This window comes from Streptomyces sp. NPDC029139, from assembly GCF_055564335.1.
Map to the genome: position 1 here is coordinate 271,220 of NZ_JBVHWN010000010.1, position 13,751 is coordinate 284,970.

The window sequence follows — 13,751 nt, forward strand, 5'->3', positions numbered from 1 at the left end:
CGCACAATTCCGCCTCACGGGTAACGCGGGAGTGTGCGTGGTTCAACGCTGGGTGACGTGAAGGTGAATTACCGGGGTGATCATGGGCCGGGAAGGGGCCCGGTCCGCCGATCTTGAAGGGGAACGTACGATCGAACGGTGTCCAGTCCAGTCTCCAGTGCGGTGAACTCTTCCCGTCGCGGCCGTCGCTCCTCCACCATGGGCGGCATGCCGCTCAACGACATGCCGTGGTGGCGCTGGCGCAGCAACGTGCGCTCGGCGCTGCACATGCTTTCCGATCCCGGGTTCCACGAGACGACCTGGCTGGCCGGTCACGACGGGTACGGCGACGTCACCGACGCCGTCTACCGCCTGGTCGAGGACACCTGGCTGGACAACTGGTCCGCCGAGAAGTACGTCGGAACGATCTTCCGCGACTCCGGCGAGGCCGCACTGGTGGACGTGGCCGTGCTCCGGGTGCTGCGGATCATGCACCAGGTCGGGCCCGACGCGCCGTTCTCCGCGTACATGGAGCACCACGGGTGGCCGGAGGCCGTGCGGGCCGCCCGGGAGGCGCACGTACGGATGGCGTCGGCGGACGGAGAGGATCCGGATACGCCCCCGCGCTCCCTGGACGTGCTCCGTATCATGACGCGGTCCGCCTGACGGACGGGGGCCCTGCCGGTCCGGCGGGGTGTGGCACCCTACGGGGATGACCGACCAGTACGTCCTCACGCTCTCCTGCCCGGACAAACAGGGCATCGTGCACGCCGTGTCGAGCTATCTCTTCATCACGGGATGCAACATCGAGGACAGCCAGCAGTTCAAGGACCGGGACACCGGCCTCTTCTTCATGCGGGTCCACTTCTCGGCGGAGGCTCCGGTGACCGTGGAGAAGCTCCGGGCGAGCTTCGCGGCGGTGGGTGACTCCTTCGCGATGGACTGGCACATCGACCGGGCCGACGAGCGCATGCGCGTCGTGCTGATGGTGTCGAAGTTCGGCCACTGCCTGAACGATCTGCTCTTCCGTTCGCGGATCGGGGCCCTGCCGGTCGAGATCGTCGCGGTCGTCTCCAACCACACGGACTTCGAGGAGCTGGTGGGCTCGTACGGCCTTCCGTTCCGGCACATTCCGGTCACGAAGGACACCAAGGCGGAGGCGGAGGCGGAGCTCCTGGAGCTCGTCCGTGCGGAGAACGTCGAGCTGGTCGTCCTCGCCCGCTACATGCAGGTGCTCTCCGACGACCTGTGCAAGCAGCTGTCGGGCCGGATCATCAACATCCACCACTCCTTCCTGCCGAGCTTCAAGGGCGCCAAGCCCTACCACCAGGCGCACGCGCGCGGTGTGAAGCTGATCGGCGCGACGGCCCACTACGTGACGGCGGACCTCGACGAGGGCCCGATCATCGAGCAGGAGGTCGAGCGGGTGGGCCACGAGGTCACCCCCGACCAGCTCGTGGCGATCGGCCGCGACGTGGAGTGCCAGGCCCTGGCCCGCGCGGTGAAGTGGCACGCCGAGCGCAGGATCCTGCTGAACGGCCGCCGGACCGTCGTCTTCACGTAGGCGCGTCTCACAGCCTGCTGAGGGACGCCGCCGCGAAGAGGACGTCCCTGATCGCCTCGCGGTCGCCGTCCTGGCCGGCCGCGGCCTCCTCGGGCGGGACGTGCCCCGCCACGAGCTGGCAGAACTCGACGCCGTCCATCGCCACCTGGGCCACCGCGTGGTCCGGGGAGCCGACGGCCGCGGGGGAGTCCAGCGCGATGTACCAGTGGCCGCCGCCCGAGCCCTCGACCTCCAGATGGAGCGAGCGGCCGGGGGCGCCCGCCGCGACCAGATGGCGCGGCGGGGCCGCGAGGCCCGCGCGACGGCGGTCGGCCAGCGCCGCCGGAAGCAGCCGGGCCGCCAGGTCGATCATGCCGTGCAGATGCGCCCCGCTCGGCGGGTCGTAGGGATACGCCACCGCGTTCGCGATGTCGTCCGCGTGCAGCCAGCACTCGAAGGCCCGCTCCAGGAGCGAGTCCCGCATCGGCAGCGCGAAGTCGCCGTACGTCACCGTCAGGTCCGCGACGCCCCGCCCGGCGAACGACACGGTGCGGATCAGGGTGTGGCTCTGGTCGCGCCAGGGCTCACGTACCCCGCGGGTCGGTGGATGGTACGACCCCTGCCAGTACGCGTCGGTCCGCTCCGCGGGCGACATGTCCCGGCCCGCCGGCCCCAGCGGATCGTCCAGGCCGAGCGCCGTCGCCACCAGGCCGTCCACGCTCAGGAGGTGCCCGATGACTCCGGCGACGGTCGTCTTGCGGCTCACCGCCTGCTCGCCCTCGAACCACTTCAGCCGCACCGGCGCGTGCCACTCCGACTCGCCGATGTCCCGCAGCAGCGCGTCGAGCCGGGCGGTCTCCGCGTCGTACGGAGATGCCCAGGCGGGCACCGGGATACGGGCGGGGCGCCGGCCCAGACAGTTCTCCAGGACCCGGGAGCGCAGCAGCGGATCGAGGTCCAGGTCCCGCTCGGAGTGCAGCAGCGCGACCGCGTCCCGCAGCCGCAGCGCCTCGTCCGCGCAGGGCGCGCACACGGTGAGGTGGTCCTCGACCGCCTGGGTCTCCTCGGCCGAGCACGCGGACAGCGCCCAGGCCCCGAGGAGGGACTTGAGCACGGCGTGCGTCGGCGGCGGGGGAGGCAAAGGCGGGGGCGGCGGTGGTGGGGATTCCACGGGTGGCAGCGCGGGAGAGCCCGTGGCCGTGAGGTCCGCGTGGTCGTCCGCGGCCGCACGCGGCCCCGGTATCCACGGAGCGCGCGCGACCTCGTCCGGGTCGCCGTTCGCCTCGTTCACCGCGAGGGCCCGTCCAGCGGACGCGTGTTCGCCGTGGAGAGCAGCTGCAGTCCGAGCCGCAGCCGGCGCCGCGCCTCGTCCTCCGTCACACCGAGGTCGGCGGCGGTCTGGCGGTAGTCGCGCCGCTGGAAGTACGCCAGCTCCAGCGCGGCGCGCAGGGGCGTCGGCATCGCGGTCACGATGTAGTCGGCGCGGGCGGCGACCTGGGCCCGGCGCACCTTCTGCTCCAGCTCCTCCGCCGAACCCTCGCCCGTCTCCGCGTACGCCACGGCCTCCGACTGCCGCAGCCGCAGCACCGCCTGTCGCTGCGTCAGTCCGGCGACCCACGCCCGCATGTTCCCCTGCTTCGGGTCGTACGCGTCGGGGTTCTCCCAGATGTAGCCGAAGACCTCGCGGGTGACCTGGTCGGCGGCGGCGTCGTCGTCGAGCACGCGGTGGGCGAGGTTGTGGACCAGGGAGGCGAACCGGTCGTAGAGCTCACCGAGCGCGGCGGCCTCACCGCGTGCCAGCCGCTGCTGCATTCTGCGGTCCCAGCGCGGTGGTGTGTCCTTCGCCATCCGAAGCCCTCCCAACCCGGTTCGTCGTCCACGGTAATGCGCCGGGTCGACAGCGCACCCGCCTTTGTGACAAGTGCGCCCCCATGAGGAGTGGGCATGGTAGAGAAAGCGTCACCTTTCACACGGGGAGTTTCGTTCCGCCGTGGTGGGGCAGCGGGAGGGGACAGGAAGCACTGCCTCCGTTTTGAAGGGCACTAGCCGTGACGCTCCAAGTCGAGGAAGACGAGCGGGACCCCTGGACCGTGCTGCACATCCAGGGCGAAATGGATCTGGTGACCTCACCTCTGGTCCGCAGACGAGTCCACGACGCCGTCGCCGGCGGCCGCCACGATGTGGTGCTCGACCTGTCGGGCGTGCTGTTCTGCGACTCCAGCGGGGTGGGCGTACTGATCGCCTCGCGCCGCCTGATGCGCTCCTGCGGCGGACGGCTGCGGGTCGTGCTGCCCGCGCGCGGCGCGCTGGAGGGCTCCCACGTCAACCGCGTCCTCGCCGCGCTCGGCGTCCGCCGGCTCTTCGAGGTGTACGCGGACGCCACCGACGCGGTCGACGAACGGGCACGGCCGCTTCCCGTGGACTCCCTCGTCGGGCAGACCACGTCCGTTCCCGCCCAGCCGCTCCGCTCGCGGAGGGAGACACCGCGGCCCCTCTCGGCATAAGCCCCTTCCTCGTCGTACTCTCCGCACATGGAGCCCATGGAAGCCGAGCAGGATCGTGACCAGGACGAGGTCCAGGATCAGGACCCAGGACAGCTCTACCAGCGCCGGATCGCCTCCCGGTTCGCCGCGTTCGACCAGGACGGCGACGGGACGATCTCGCGCGAGGACTTCACCACGGCGGCGAAGCGACTCCTGACGGAGTTCCGGGTCCCGTACCGCTCCGACGAGGGGCAGGCGCTGTGCCACGGCGCCGAGGCGTTCTGGCAGGGCATGGCCGGGATCGCCGATGTCGACGGCGACCAGCGGGTCAGCCGCGAGGAGTTCGTCGGGGGAGCGGTGAAGCGGCTGCACGACCACCCCGACCGCTTCGCCGAGATCGCCCGGCCCTTCCTGCGCGCCGCCCTCGCCATCGCCGCGACCCCCGCCGAGATCGAGCGCGCCCTGCTCGCGCTCGGCATCGCCCCCGTTCCGGCCGCGCTCGGCGCCCGCACCCTGCCGACCGCCTCCTCGGGCCGGGTCTCCGAGGACGCGGCCGTGGCGGCCTTCGCCCGGCTCTGGGACTGACCCCGAGGGCCCGCGCCCTCAGGGGGTGTCCGAAGCGTTCGAGGTGTCCGGGGTGTCCGCGCCGTACCGCTCCCGGAGCTTGTACTTCAGGACCTTCCGCAGGGTCTCGTTGCGCGGCAGGGCCTCCACGACCTCCAGCTGCTCGGGCAGCTTGTGGACGGAGAGGCCCGCGGCCCGCAGGAAGTCGGTGACCGTGCGGAGGGTCAGGGGCACGGCGCCCGGCGGCTGCTCGATCACCGCGCAGACGCGTTCGCCGCGCTCGGCGTCGGGAAGGCCGATGACCGCCGCGTCGCCGACCGCGGGGTGCTGGTGCAGGAGGTCCTCGATCTCCTTGGCCGAGATGTTCTCGCCCTTGCGGATGATGACGTCCTTGATCCGGCCGGTGAGGACGAGATGGCCGCTCGGAGTCAGCCGCCCCACGTCGCCGGTGAGGAGAAAGCCGTCCGCGTCGAAGGCCGCGGCCGTCTGCGCCGGGTCGAGATAGCCCTGGCAGACCGCCTCGCCCCTGAGCCGCACCTCGCCGCTCCCGGAACCGTCGTCGGCGATCCGTATCTCCATGCCCCCGGGCGGCCGGCCCTCCGTCGTCGCCAGGTTCTCGTCGGAGTCGTCCGGTGAACCCATCGTGATCATGGGCACCTCGGTCATCCCGTAGCCGTGGGTGAGCCGGCAGCCCAGCTCCCGCACCACCGCGTGGTAGATCTCCGGCGGCTTCGGGGCTCCGCCGCCCGCGAGCAGCCGCAGGCTCGGTATCAGCTTCCGGCCGGGCGGGAGCTTGCGCTGCTCGGCCAGGAACATCGAGTAGAAGGCGGTGGATCCGCCGGCGACCGTCACGCCGTGACGGCGGTACTCCGCCAGCGCGTCGGGCAGTGCGAACTGCTCGAACATCACCGCGGGGAATCCGTACAGCAGGAGCATCACCGTGTAGTCGGGTCCCGCGATGTGCGCGTAGGGGAAGGCCATCGAGCCGATGTCGTCCTCGGTCGGACGCAGCGCGTGGGCGAGGCAGGAGCCGCCCGCGATGAGGGAGCGGTCGGTGTGCAGGACGCCCTTGGGGTCGGAGGTGGTCCCGGAGGTCCAGTAGATCCACCGCACGTCGGTGCCGGAGGCGGGCGGCGGCGGCAGGACGGCCGGGTCGCCGTCGGGCAGGGAGTCGTACGCCTCGAAGATTCCGCGCGCCCCGAGCCGCCGCGCCATCTCCGTGTGGTCGAAGCCGCGCCACGTGCCGGGCACGGCGAAGAAGTCGGCCTTGGACTCGCGCAGCGCGAAGCCGACCTCGCGGTCCCGGTAGAAGGGGATGACGGGGGACTGCACGGCGCCGATGCGGGCGAGGGCGAAGGAGAGGACGGCGGTCTCGATCCGGGTGGGCAGCTGCCACGCCACCACGGTGCCGGGCCGCACCCCCCTCCCGTACAGGCCGGCGGCGCACCGCTCGGCGCGCTCGCGCAGCCCGCCGAAGGTGAGGGTCCTGTCCCCCTGAAGGAGGACGGGCCGGTCGGGCGTGAGGGCGGCGCGGCGCTCGACGAGCTCCCAGAGGGTGCGGGAGGCGCCGAGGGCGTGTGCGGTGTCGGTCACGGTCACGACGATCCCCTTAGCTGACGGTCAGTCAGATCGAGGGGAGAGCGTAGAGGTCCGCCGCTTGTCGGTCCAGGGGTGCGGGGCTAACCTGAGTCCCGTCTAAATCTGACGGGGCATCAGAAACGGCCTCGGAATGGGAGAGGGTCTCATGACGGAACTTCCGCGGATCATCAGCGTCGACGACCACGTGATCGAGCCGGCCCACCTCTTCGAGACCTGGCTCCCCGCCAAGTACCGCGACCGCGGCCCCCAGCCCCTGACGGCCGGCATCGGGGAGCTCGCCTACGTCGGCGGGAAGTACCGGATCACGATGGACCCGGACGGCCCGCCGACCGACTGGTGGATCTACGAGGACCTGCAGTTCCCGTACAAGCGCAACATCGCCGCCGTGGGCTTCGACCGTGACGAGATGACCCTGGAGGGCATCACCCGTGCGGAGATGCGCCGCGGCTGCTGGGACCCGAAGGCGCGCCTCGCCGACATGGACCTCAACCACGTCGAGGGCTCCCTCTGCTTCCCCACCTTCCCGCGCTTCTGCGGCCAGACCTTCGCCGAGGCCAAGGACAAGGAGGTCGCCCTCGCCTGCGTCCGCGCCTACAACGACTGGATGGTCGAGGAGTGGTGCGGCGACAGCGGCGGCCGGCTCATCCCGCTCTGCATCATCCCGCTCTGGGACATCGGCCTGGCGGTCGCGGAGATCCGCCGGAACGCGGCCCGGGGCGTGAAGGCCGTGACCTTCTCGGAGATCCCGACGCACCTCGGCCTCCCCTCGATCCACTCCGGCCACTGGGACCCCTTCTTCGCGGTCTGCCAGGAGACGGGCACGGTCGTCAACATGCACATCGGCTCCAGCAGCCAGATGCCGGCCGCCTCCCCGGACGCGCCGCCCGCCGTCCAGGCCGCGCTCAGCTTCAACAACGCGATGGCCTCGATGATGGACTTCCTCTTCAGCGGCGTCCTGGTGAAGTTCCCGAGACTGAAGCTCGCGTACAGCGAGGGCCAGATGGGGTGGATCCCGTACGCCCTCGAACGCGCCGACGACGTGTGGGAGGAGCACCGTGCCTGGGGCGGCGTCCGCGACCTGATCCCCGAGCCACCGTCCACGTACTACTACCGGCAGATCTTCTGCTGCTTCTTCCGCGACAAGCACGGCATCGCCTCGCTGGACGTGGTGGGCCGGGACAACGCCACCTTCGAGACCGACTACCCGCACGTCGACTCCACCTTCCCGCACACCAAGATGGTCGCCCTCGACCACGTCCGGGGCCTCGACGACGAGACGGTCTACAAGCTGATGCGCGGCAACGCCATCCGCATGCTCGACCTGGGCATCGTCTGATGGACCTCGCGGACGGTCCGGAGGAGGAGGAGTTCCGGGCGGGGCTGAGGTCGTGGCTCGCGGGCGTCCTGCCGACGCTGCCGCCGAAGCCCGACCCGCTGGACTGGCCGGGGCGGCGGGCGTACGACTGCGGCTGGCAGCGGCGGCTGTACGACGCGGGCTACGCGGACGTGCACTGGGGCGGCTCGCCGTCCCAGCGGCTGATCTTCCTGGAAGAGACCGAGCGCGCCGGGGCGCCCTACGTCGGGGCGAACTTCGTCGGGCTGCTCCACGCCGGGCCGACCATCGCCGCGGAGGGCACGGACGAACAGCGCGAGCGCTGGCTGCCGCCGGTGCTGCGCGGCGACGAGGTGTGGTGCCAGGGCTTCAGCGAGCCGGACGCCGGCTCCGACCTGGCGTCGCTGCGGACGCGGGCGGTCCGGGACGGGGACGCGTACGTCGTCACCGGCTCGAAGATCTGGACCTCGCACGCCGAGGTCGCCGACTGGTGCGAGCTGCTCGTCCGGACGGACGCGTCCGGCCCGAAGCACCGGGGGATCACCTGGCTCGCGATGCCGATGGACGCGCCCGGGATCACCGTACGGCCGCTGCGGACGCTCGCCGGGTCGACGGAGTTCGCGGAGATGTTCCTGGACGAGGTCCGGGTGCCCGTCGCCCACCGGGTGGGCGAGGAGAACGACGGCTGGCGCGTGACGATGGTGACCCTGTCGTTCGAGCGGGGGACGGCGTTCGTGGGCGAGGTCGTGGCGTGCCGGCGCGTGCTGGGTGAACTCGCGGGGGCGGCGCGGAAGAACGGCACGTGGGACGACGTGGGCGTACGGCGCCGTCTGGGGCGGCTGGGCGCGGAGTTCAGGGCGCTGTGGCGGCTGACCCAGTGGAACGTGAGCGAGGCGGCGGCGGGGCTTCCCGGTGTGGGGGGTTCGGTCTTCAAGCTGCGGTACTCGCACGCCCGGCAGGAACTGTACGAGGCGGTGGCGGAGGTGCTGGGGCCGGAGGCGCTGGATCTGGGCCGGGAGTGGACGCTCGACCGGCTGTCCTCGCTCTCGTACACGATCGCGGCGGGGACGAGCCAGATCCAGCGCAACATCGTCGCCGAGCGGATACTCGGCCTGCCGAAGGGGCGGTGAGACCGGTCGTGGACTTCCGGCTGACGGACGACCAGAAGGCGTTGAAGGCGGGCGTGCGGGAGCTGCTGGAGGGGCGGTTCGGCCGGGACGCGCTCCGCGCGGCGATAGAGGGGGGCGCACTGGACCGGGGGCTCTGGCGCGAGCTGGGCGCCGCGGGCTTCTTCGCGCTGCGGCTGCCGGAGGCGGAGGGGGGTGTGGGTCTTGGCCTGCCGGAGGCGGTGCTGGTCTTCGAGGAGGCGGGGCGGGTGCTGCTGCCCGGACCGTTGATCGCCACGCATCTGGCGGCGGGCGGCGTCCCGGGTGCCGCCGGGGGCGAGGTCGTCGTCACGGCGGTCGACGGGGCGTTGGTGGAGTGGCTGGACGAGGCGGACGTGGTCCTCGGGGACGTCGTGGGGGCGGTGGCCATGCGGTCGGTCGATCCGCTGACGCCCTTGCACCGGGTGCCGGGGCGTCGGGGAGCCGGAGTGGGGGCGGGGATTCTGCTCACCGCGGCCGAGCAGCTCGGCAGTGCCGCTCGTACCACCGAGATGGCGGCCTCTCATGCCCGTACGCGGGAGCAGTTCGGGACGGCCATCGGGTCGTTCCAGGCCGTCAAGCACCTGTGTGCCGAGATGCTCGTACGAACGGAAGTCGCCCGCGTCGCCGTCTACGCCGCGGCCGTGACCGGAGACCCGGTCGAGATCGCCGGGGCGAAACTGCTCGCCGACGAGGCGGCCGTCGCGTGCGCGCGGGACTGTCTCCAGGTGTACGGCGGCATGGGCTTCACCTGGGAGGCCGACGTGCATCTGCACCTGAAACGGGCCTGGGTGCGGGCCGAGCGCGGGCTTTCGCGGGTCCGGGCGGCGGAGGTGGAGGCGGCCGCCCTGTAGGCCACGGGTGCCCGGGCGCTCACGGAGCGTCGATATCGGGTTGTGTCCTTCGGCCGGTCCGTCACGGCCCGGAGTCGGGGCCCCGCTCCGGTACCCTCCGTGGGATGCGAGTGCTTGTGGGCCCGGATCGTCCCGGTGCCGTCGATACGGCGGCTCCGGATCCGGCGATGCCCGCCGCTCGTACCCCGTGGAGGCGCTGGACGCCCTCCTGTTCGACTCTCCGCAGCGTGCGTCGCACAGTATGGACCATGCGTACTCCTTCGCGCTGGAATATGCCCGAAGCGCTTGTTGCGGTGACTGTACGTCAACCATGCTGTCTCACAAGGGAATCACGGTCCGTAAGGACGTCGATGGCTGTGAGGCGCGAGGCGATGTGTCCGCCGGTTCGGATGGTGTGAGCGGTGCAGGTGCTTCAGGTTCAGTTGGAGGTCGGGCCGGACCCGGCGGAGGTGGGACGCGCCAGGCGATGGGCGCGTTCGAGGCTCGCCGGATCGGGCATAGGGGATGACGAGCCGCTGGCCGAGACGCTGGTGCTGCTCATCTCCGAACTCGTGACCAACGCCGTGGTGCACACCGGCTGCCCGGCCGTGCTGCGGATGTTGTTCGGCGCGGACTGCCAGGGGACCGGGACGGTCCGGGTGGAGGTCGCCGACACGAGCGCCCGGCCGCCGCGGCCGCGGCACGCGGCCGGTGAGGACACCAACGGGCGCGGCCTGGAGCTGGTGTCCGGCCTGGCGGACCGGTGGGGCTGGCAGCCCGAGGGCGCCGGCAAGAGCATCTGGTGCGAGGTGGACCGGGGGGCGCCGACGACGTCCCAGGCGTCGGTGTCCACCCCCACGGCCTCGGTGCCCTGTTGACGATTCGTGGCGTTTTGTTCACCCTGGGGTGAGCGATTCGTCGCGAGGGGACGGCGAGGGCGCGAGCCCTCGACGAGTGCGGGTCGTGTCCGGGGCGGTGGCGGAGCCGTGCCGTGCTCGGGGCGCGTGCGGGTGCGCCGCCGCCCGGAGTTCACAGGTCGGCCGAGCGTCAGAGGATCGCCACCGGAGCCACCGGTGTGCCCGTGGCCCCCACGAAGGGTTCGGGCATCGCGGAGAGCAGGAAGGCGTACCGCCCGCTCTGTGCACAGGCTGTGGACAGACTTTCCAGATTCCAGTTCTGTCCCTGGAACATGCCCATCTCGACGAGGTCGAGCGCGTGCACGGGCAGCCAGAGGTTGTCGATCTCGGGCGGAAAGATCTCGAAGGTGAGCGTGTCGTTGGCGACGGCGGCGACGTCGCGGGCGTGGAACCACTCGGGCGTACGGATCGAGAGCCCGGGGGAGGGGAACGCGTACGCGTGCCTGTCCCCCGCCAGGTACTGCCGCACCTGCCCCGTCCGTACGAGAACGATGTCGCCGGCCCGGACGGTGACACGGCCGAATTCCGCGGCCTCGTCGAGGTCTTCCGGGGTCACGGCGTGGTCGCCGGGCAGCTGCTCCAGGCCCTTGGCGGCGGCCACGTCGAGCAGGACGCCACGGCTGACGATGTGGCGGGCGGTGTGGATGCCGCTGAACTCCGAGCGGCCGTGCGGGGTGATCGTGGCGGCCGGCCGGCCGTTGTAGATCCGGCCGGAGTGCGAGACGTGGGTGAGCGCGTCCCAGTGGGTGGCGGCCTGAAGGCCGAAGGTCACGGCGTCGTCGCTGGTGGCGACCGTGCCGGGGCCGAAGAGCTCCTGGTTGATCTGGACCATGACGTGGAGCGGGTTGACCCGGCCCGGGATCATGCCGGTCTGTATGCCGTCCTGCTTGAGGTCCAGGGCGAGCGGGACGCGGTGGCCGGAGCGGACGGTCGCCACGGCCTCCCGTACGACCTCGTCGGTGATCAGGTTGAGGGTGCCGATCTCGTCGTCCCGGCCCCAACGTCCCCAGTTGTTGACGCGCTCGGCGATGTCGTGGAAGGCGGCGGGAAGCGGGGCGGGATCTGACATCGGGACCTCCCGGGTCTTGTTCTCCGGCATCTGACGGACCGTAGAATCCTGTCGACGCACGAATCTAACGGACCGTCAGAAAATGCGGGAAGGGGCCGGGCATGGGGAACTTCTTGGCAGGCAAGGTCGTCGCCGTGACGGGAGCGGGGCGGGGGATCGGCCGGGCGGTCGCCCTCGCGTGCGCGGCGGAGGGGGCGAAGGTCGTCGTCAACGACTACGGGGTCTCCATCGAGGGCGGGGAGCCGACGTCCGAGGTCGCGCAGGCCGTGGTGAAGGAGATCGAGGCGGCGGGGGGCTCGGCGGTCGCCGTCGCCGACGACATCTCCACGATGGCGGGCGGCCGGCGGATCGTGGACGTGGCGGTGGCGGAGTACGGGCGGATCGACGGGGTCGTGTGCGTGGCGGGGATCCTGCGCGAGCGGATGCTCTTCAACATGTCCGAGGAGGAGTGGGACCCGGTCGTCGCGACGCATCTGAAGGGCACGTTCACCGTCTTCCGGGCGGCGTCGGCGGTGATGCGGAAGCAGGGCGGTGGAACGCTGATCGGCTTCACGAGCGGCAACCACCAGGGATCCGTGGCGCAGGCGAACTACTCGGCGGCCAAGGGCGGAATCATCTCGCTGGTGCGGAGCGCCGCGCTCGGGCTGCACAAGTACGGGGTCACGGCGAACGCGGTGGCGCCGGTGGCGCGGACCCGGATGTCGGCGAACGTGCCGATGGAGCTGAAGGAGATCGGCGAGCCGGAGGACGTGGCGGCGCTGGTCGTCTACCTGCTGTCGGAGCGGGCCCGCGCGGAGGGGATCACCGGTCAGGTGTACACGATCGCGGGCCCCAAGATCGCGGTGTGGGCCCAGCCGAGGGAGCTGCGGGCGGGGTACGCGGAGGGCGGCGCGTGGACACCGGAACGGATCGCGGACTTCCTGCCGGGGACGGTGGGGACGGACCCGATGCCGATGCTGGCGCGGCTGGAGGAGATGGCGAAGGCGGCGGCGGAGGGAGCCAGGCCGAACGGGTAGCGCGTGCGCGGGGGCGGGGCCCCTCCCTCCACATGGTTGTGCCCACCCGTTCCGCCCCAGCGGACGAATGCCCACGACGGAGTGGGGTGAGGGAGACGCCTTCACCCCCGAGAGGAAGGGACGTCCATGCGTGGAGTCGTGTTCGACGGCAAGGAAGTCCAGGTCGTCGACGACCTGGTCGTACGCGAGCCCGGGGCCGGGGACGTGCTCGTGCGCGTCGTCGCCGCCGGTCTCTGTCACAGTGATCTCTCCGTCATCGACGGGACCATCCCCTTCCCCGCCCCCGTCGTCCTCGGCCACGAGGGCGCCGGTGTCGTCGAGGCCGTCGGGCCCGGTGTCACCCATGTCGCCCCCGGCGACCACGTCGCCCTGTCCACCCTCGCCAACTGCGGCGCCTGCCCGGACTGCGACCGAGGCCGGCCCACCATGTGCCGCAAGGCGATCGGCAGGCCCCAGCAGCCGTTCTCCCGCGCCGACGGCCGGCCCCTGTTCCAGTTCGCCTCCAACTCCTCCTTCGCCGAGCGGACCGTCGTCAAGGCCGTCCAGGCCGTGAGGATCCCGCGGGACATCCCGCTCACCTCCGCCGCCCTCATGGGCTGCGGCGTCCTCACCGGCGTCGGCGCCGTCCTCAACCGCGCCAAGGTCGACCGCGGCGAGACCGTCGTCGTCATCGGCACCGGCGGTATCGGCCTCAACGTCCTCCAGGGCGCCCGTATCGCCGGCGCGCTCACGATCGTCGCCGTCGACACCAACCCGGCCAAGGAAGAGACCGCCCTCCGCTTCGGGGCCACCCACTTCCTCGACTCCACCGACGGCGTCCGGGACATCCTCCCCACCGGCGCCGACCACGTCTTCGAATGCGTCGGGCACACCGGCCTCGTCCGCACCGCGATCGACCTGCTCGACCGGCACGGCCAGGCGATCCTGCTGGGCATGACCGCGCCCACCGCCGAGGCGAGCTTCCCGCCCGCCGCGATGTTCCTGGACAAGTCGATCCTCGGCTGCCGGTACGGCTCCTCCCGTCCCCAGAAGGACATCGCCCTCTACGCCGAGCTGTACCGCGAGGGCCGTCTTCTCCTCGACGAACTCGTCGCCGCCACGTACCCGGTGGAGGAGTTCGCGCGGGCGGCCGAGGACGCGGAACGGGGAAAGGTCGCGCGCGGCGTGCTGACCTTCTAGGTGTATTGACCCGCAGGGTTGTTGACGCGGGTGATGGGTGGGTGTCCGTCGAGTGCGGTGTGGCAGCGGTGGTGGTTGTAGGTGTGGAGGA

General features: G+C 71.5%; 13 protein-coding genes and 1 pseudogene. 10 read left to right on the forward strand and 4 right to left on the reverse strand.

Annotated elements, in window-relative coordinates:
• The first annotated feature begins 198 nt into the window (after positions 1 to 198).
• On the forward strand, positions 199 to 645 hold the full coding sequence (locus ACZ4VW_RS23090; RefSeq protein ID WP_158994551.1) for an SCO4402 family protein: 447 nt from the start codon (positions 199 to 201) through the stop codon (positions 643 to 645).
• A gap of 46 nt (positions 646 to 691) precedes the next feature.
• A complete protein-coding gene (gene purU, locus ACZ4VW_RS23095) occupies positions 692 to 1,543 on the forward strand; it encodes a formyltetrahydrofolate deformylase (RefSeq protein ID WP_467965298.1) in 852 nt (283 codons plus the stop codon).
• Positions 1,544 to 1,550: 7 nt separating this feature from the next.
• Here the strand turns inward: purU and ACZ4VW_RS23100 are convergent, their stop codons facing one another.
• Together ACZ4VW_RS23100 and ACZ4VW_RS23105 are read right to left on the reverse strand one after the other, a co-directional pair.
• Entirely contained in the window at positions 1,551 to 2,813 is a 1,263-nt protein-coding gene (locus tag ACZ4VW_RS23100) for a zf-HC2 domain-containing protein (RefSeq protein ID WP_467965300.1), read from the reverse strand.
• Positions 2,810 to 3,370 carry a sigma-70 family RNA polymerase sigma factor gene (locus ACZ4VW_RS23105; protein WP_355104820.1) on the reverse strand — a complete coding sequence of 187 codons (561 nt, stop codon included), beginning with the start codon at positions 3,368 to 3,370 and terminating at the stop codon, positions 2,810 to 2,812. The genes ACZ4VW_RS23100 and ACZ4VW_RS23105 overlap by 4 nt, the downstream gene beginning before the upstream one ends.
• Before the next feature lie 200 nt (positions 3,371 to 3,570).
• On the opposite strand from ACZ4VW_RS23105, the pseudogene ACZ4VW_RS23110 reads away from it, so the two are divergent.
• A pseudogene (locus ACZ4VW_RS23110) lies at positions 3,571 to 3,936 on the forward strand (STAS domain-containing protein); the annotation flags it as partial.
• Between the two features lie 126 nt (positions 3,937 to 4,062).
• A complete protein-coding gene (locus ACZ4VW_RS23115; RefSeq protein WP_467965330.1) occupies positions 4,063 to 4,590 on the forward strand; it encodes an EF-hand domain-containing protein in 528 nt (175 codons plus the stop codon).
• 18 nt (positions 4,591 to 4,608) lie between these two features.
• Here ACZ4VW_RS23115 and ACZ4VW_RS23120 read toward each other — a convergent pair whose 3' ends face one another.
• Positions 4,609 to 6,162: a class I adenylate-forming enzyme family protein gene (locus ACZ4VW_RS23120; RefSeq protein WP_467965303.1), complete on the reverse strand. Its 1,554-nt coding sequence runs from the start codon at positions 6,160 to 6,162 to the stop codon at positions 4,609 to 4,611.
• A gap of 151 nt (positions 6,163 to 6,313) precedes the next feature.
• Here ACZ4VW_RS23120 and ACZ4VW_RS23125 point away from each other — a divergent pair, with 151 nt between their 5' ends.
• From ACZ4VW_RS23125 to ACZ4VW_RS23140, 4 genes are all read left to right on the forward strand, one after another.
• Positions 6,314 to 7,504 carry an amidohydrolase family protein gene (locus ACZ4VW_RS23125; protein ID WP_467965305.1) on the forward strand — a complete coding sequence of 397 codons (1,191 nt, stop codon included), beginning with the start codon at positions 6,314 to 6,316 and terminating at the stop codon, positions 7,502 to 7,504.
• Positions 7,504 to 8,631 carry an acyl-CoA dehydrogenase family protein gene (locus ACZ4VW_RS23130; RefSeq protein WP_467965307.1) on the forward strand — a complete coding sequence of 376 codons (1,128 nt, stop codon included), beginning with the start codon at positions 7,504 to 7,506 and terminating at the stop codon, positions 8,629 to 8,631. Before ACZ4VW_RS23125 ends, ACZ4VW_RS23130 begins: the two co-directional genes overlap by 1 nt.
• Before the next feature lie 8 nt (positions 8,632 to 8,639).
• Positions 8,640 to 9,500, forward strand: coding sequence for an acyl-CoA dehydrogenase family protein (locus tag ACZ4VW_RS23135; protein ID WP_467965332.1), 861 nt, complete (start codon positions 8,640 to 8,642; stop codon positions 9,498 to 9,500).
• Positions 9,501 to 9,901: 401 nt separating this feature from the next.
• The gene (locus tag ACZ4VW_RS23140) at positions 9,902 to 10,357 is read left to right on the forward strand and encodes an ATP-binding protein (RefSeq protein WP_467965309.1); all 456 of its coding nucleotides are present in this window, start codon (positions 9,902 to 9,904) and stop codon (positions 10,355 to 10,357) included.
• 169 nt (positions 10,358 to 10,526) lie between these two features.
• On the opposite strand, the gene ACZ4VW_RS23145 is transcribed toward ACZ4VW_RS23140, so the two are convergent.
• Positions 10,527 to 11,495, reverse strand: a complete 969-nt coding sequence (locus tag ACZ4VW_RS23145) for a cyclase family protein (protein ID WP_467965311.1) — start codon at positions 11,493 to 11,495, stop codon at positions 10,527 to 10,529.
• A 71-nt stretch (positions 11,496 to 11,566) separates the two neighbouring features.
• Here ACZ4VW_RS23145 and ACZ4VW_RS23150 point away from each other — a divergent pair, with 71 nt between their 5' ends.
• The gene (locus ACZ4VW_RS23150; protein WP_467965313.1) at positions 11,567 to 12,481 is read left to right on the forward strand and encodes an SDR family NAD(P)-dependent oxidoreductase; all 915 of its coding nucleotides are present in this window, start codon (positions 11,567 to 11,569) and stop codon (positions 12,479 to 12,481) included.
• 126 nt (positions 12,482 to 12,607) lie between these two features.
• The gene (locus ACZ4VW_RS23155; protein ID WP_467965315.1) at positions 12,608 to 13,660 is read left to right on the forward strand and encodes a Zn-dependent alcohol dehydrogenase; all 1,053 of its coding nucleotides are present in this window, start codon (positions 12,608 to 12,610) and stop codon (positions 13,658 to 13,660) included.
• The last annotated feature ends 91 nt before the right edge of the window (positions 13,661 to 13,751 follow it).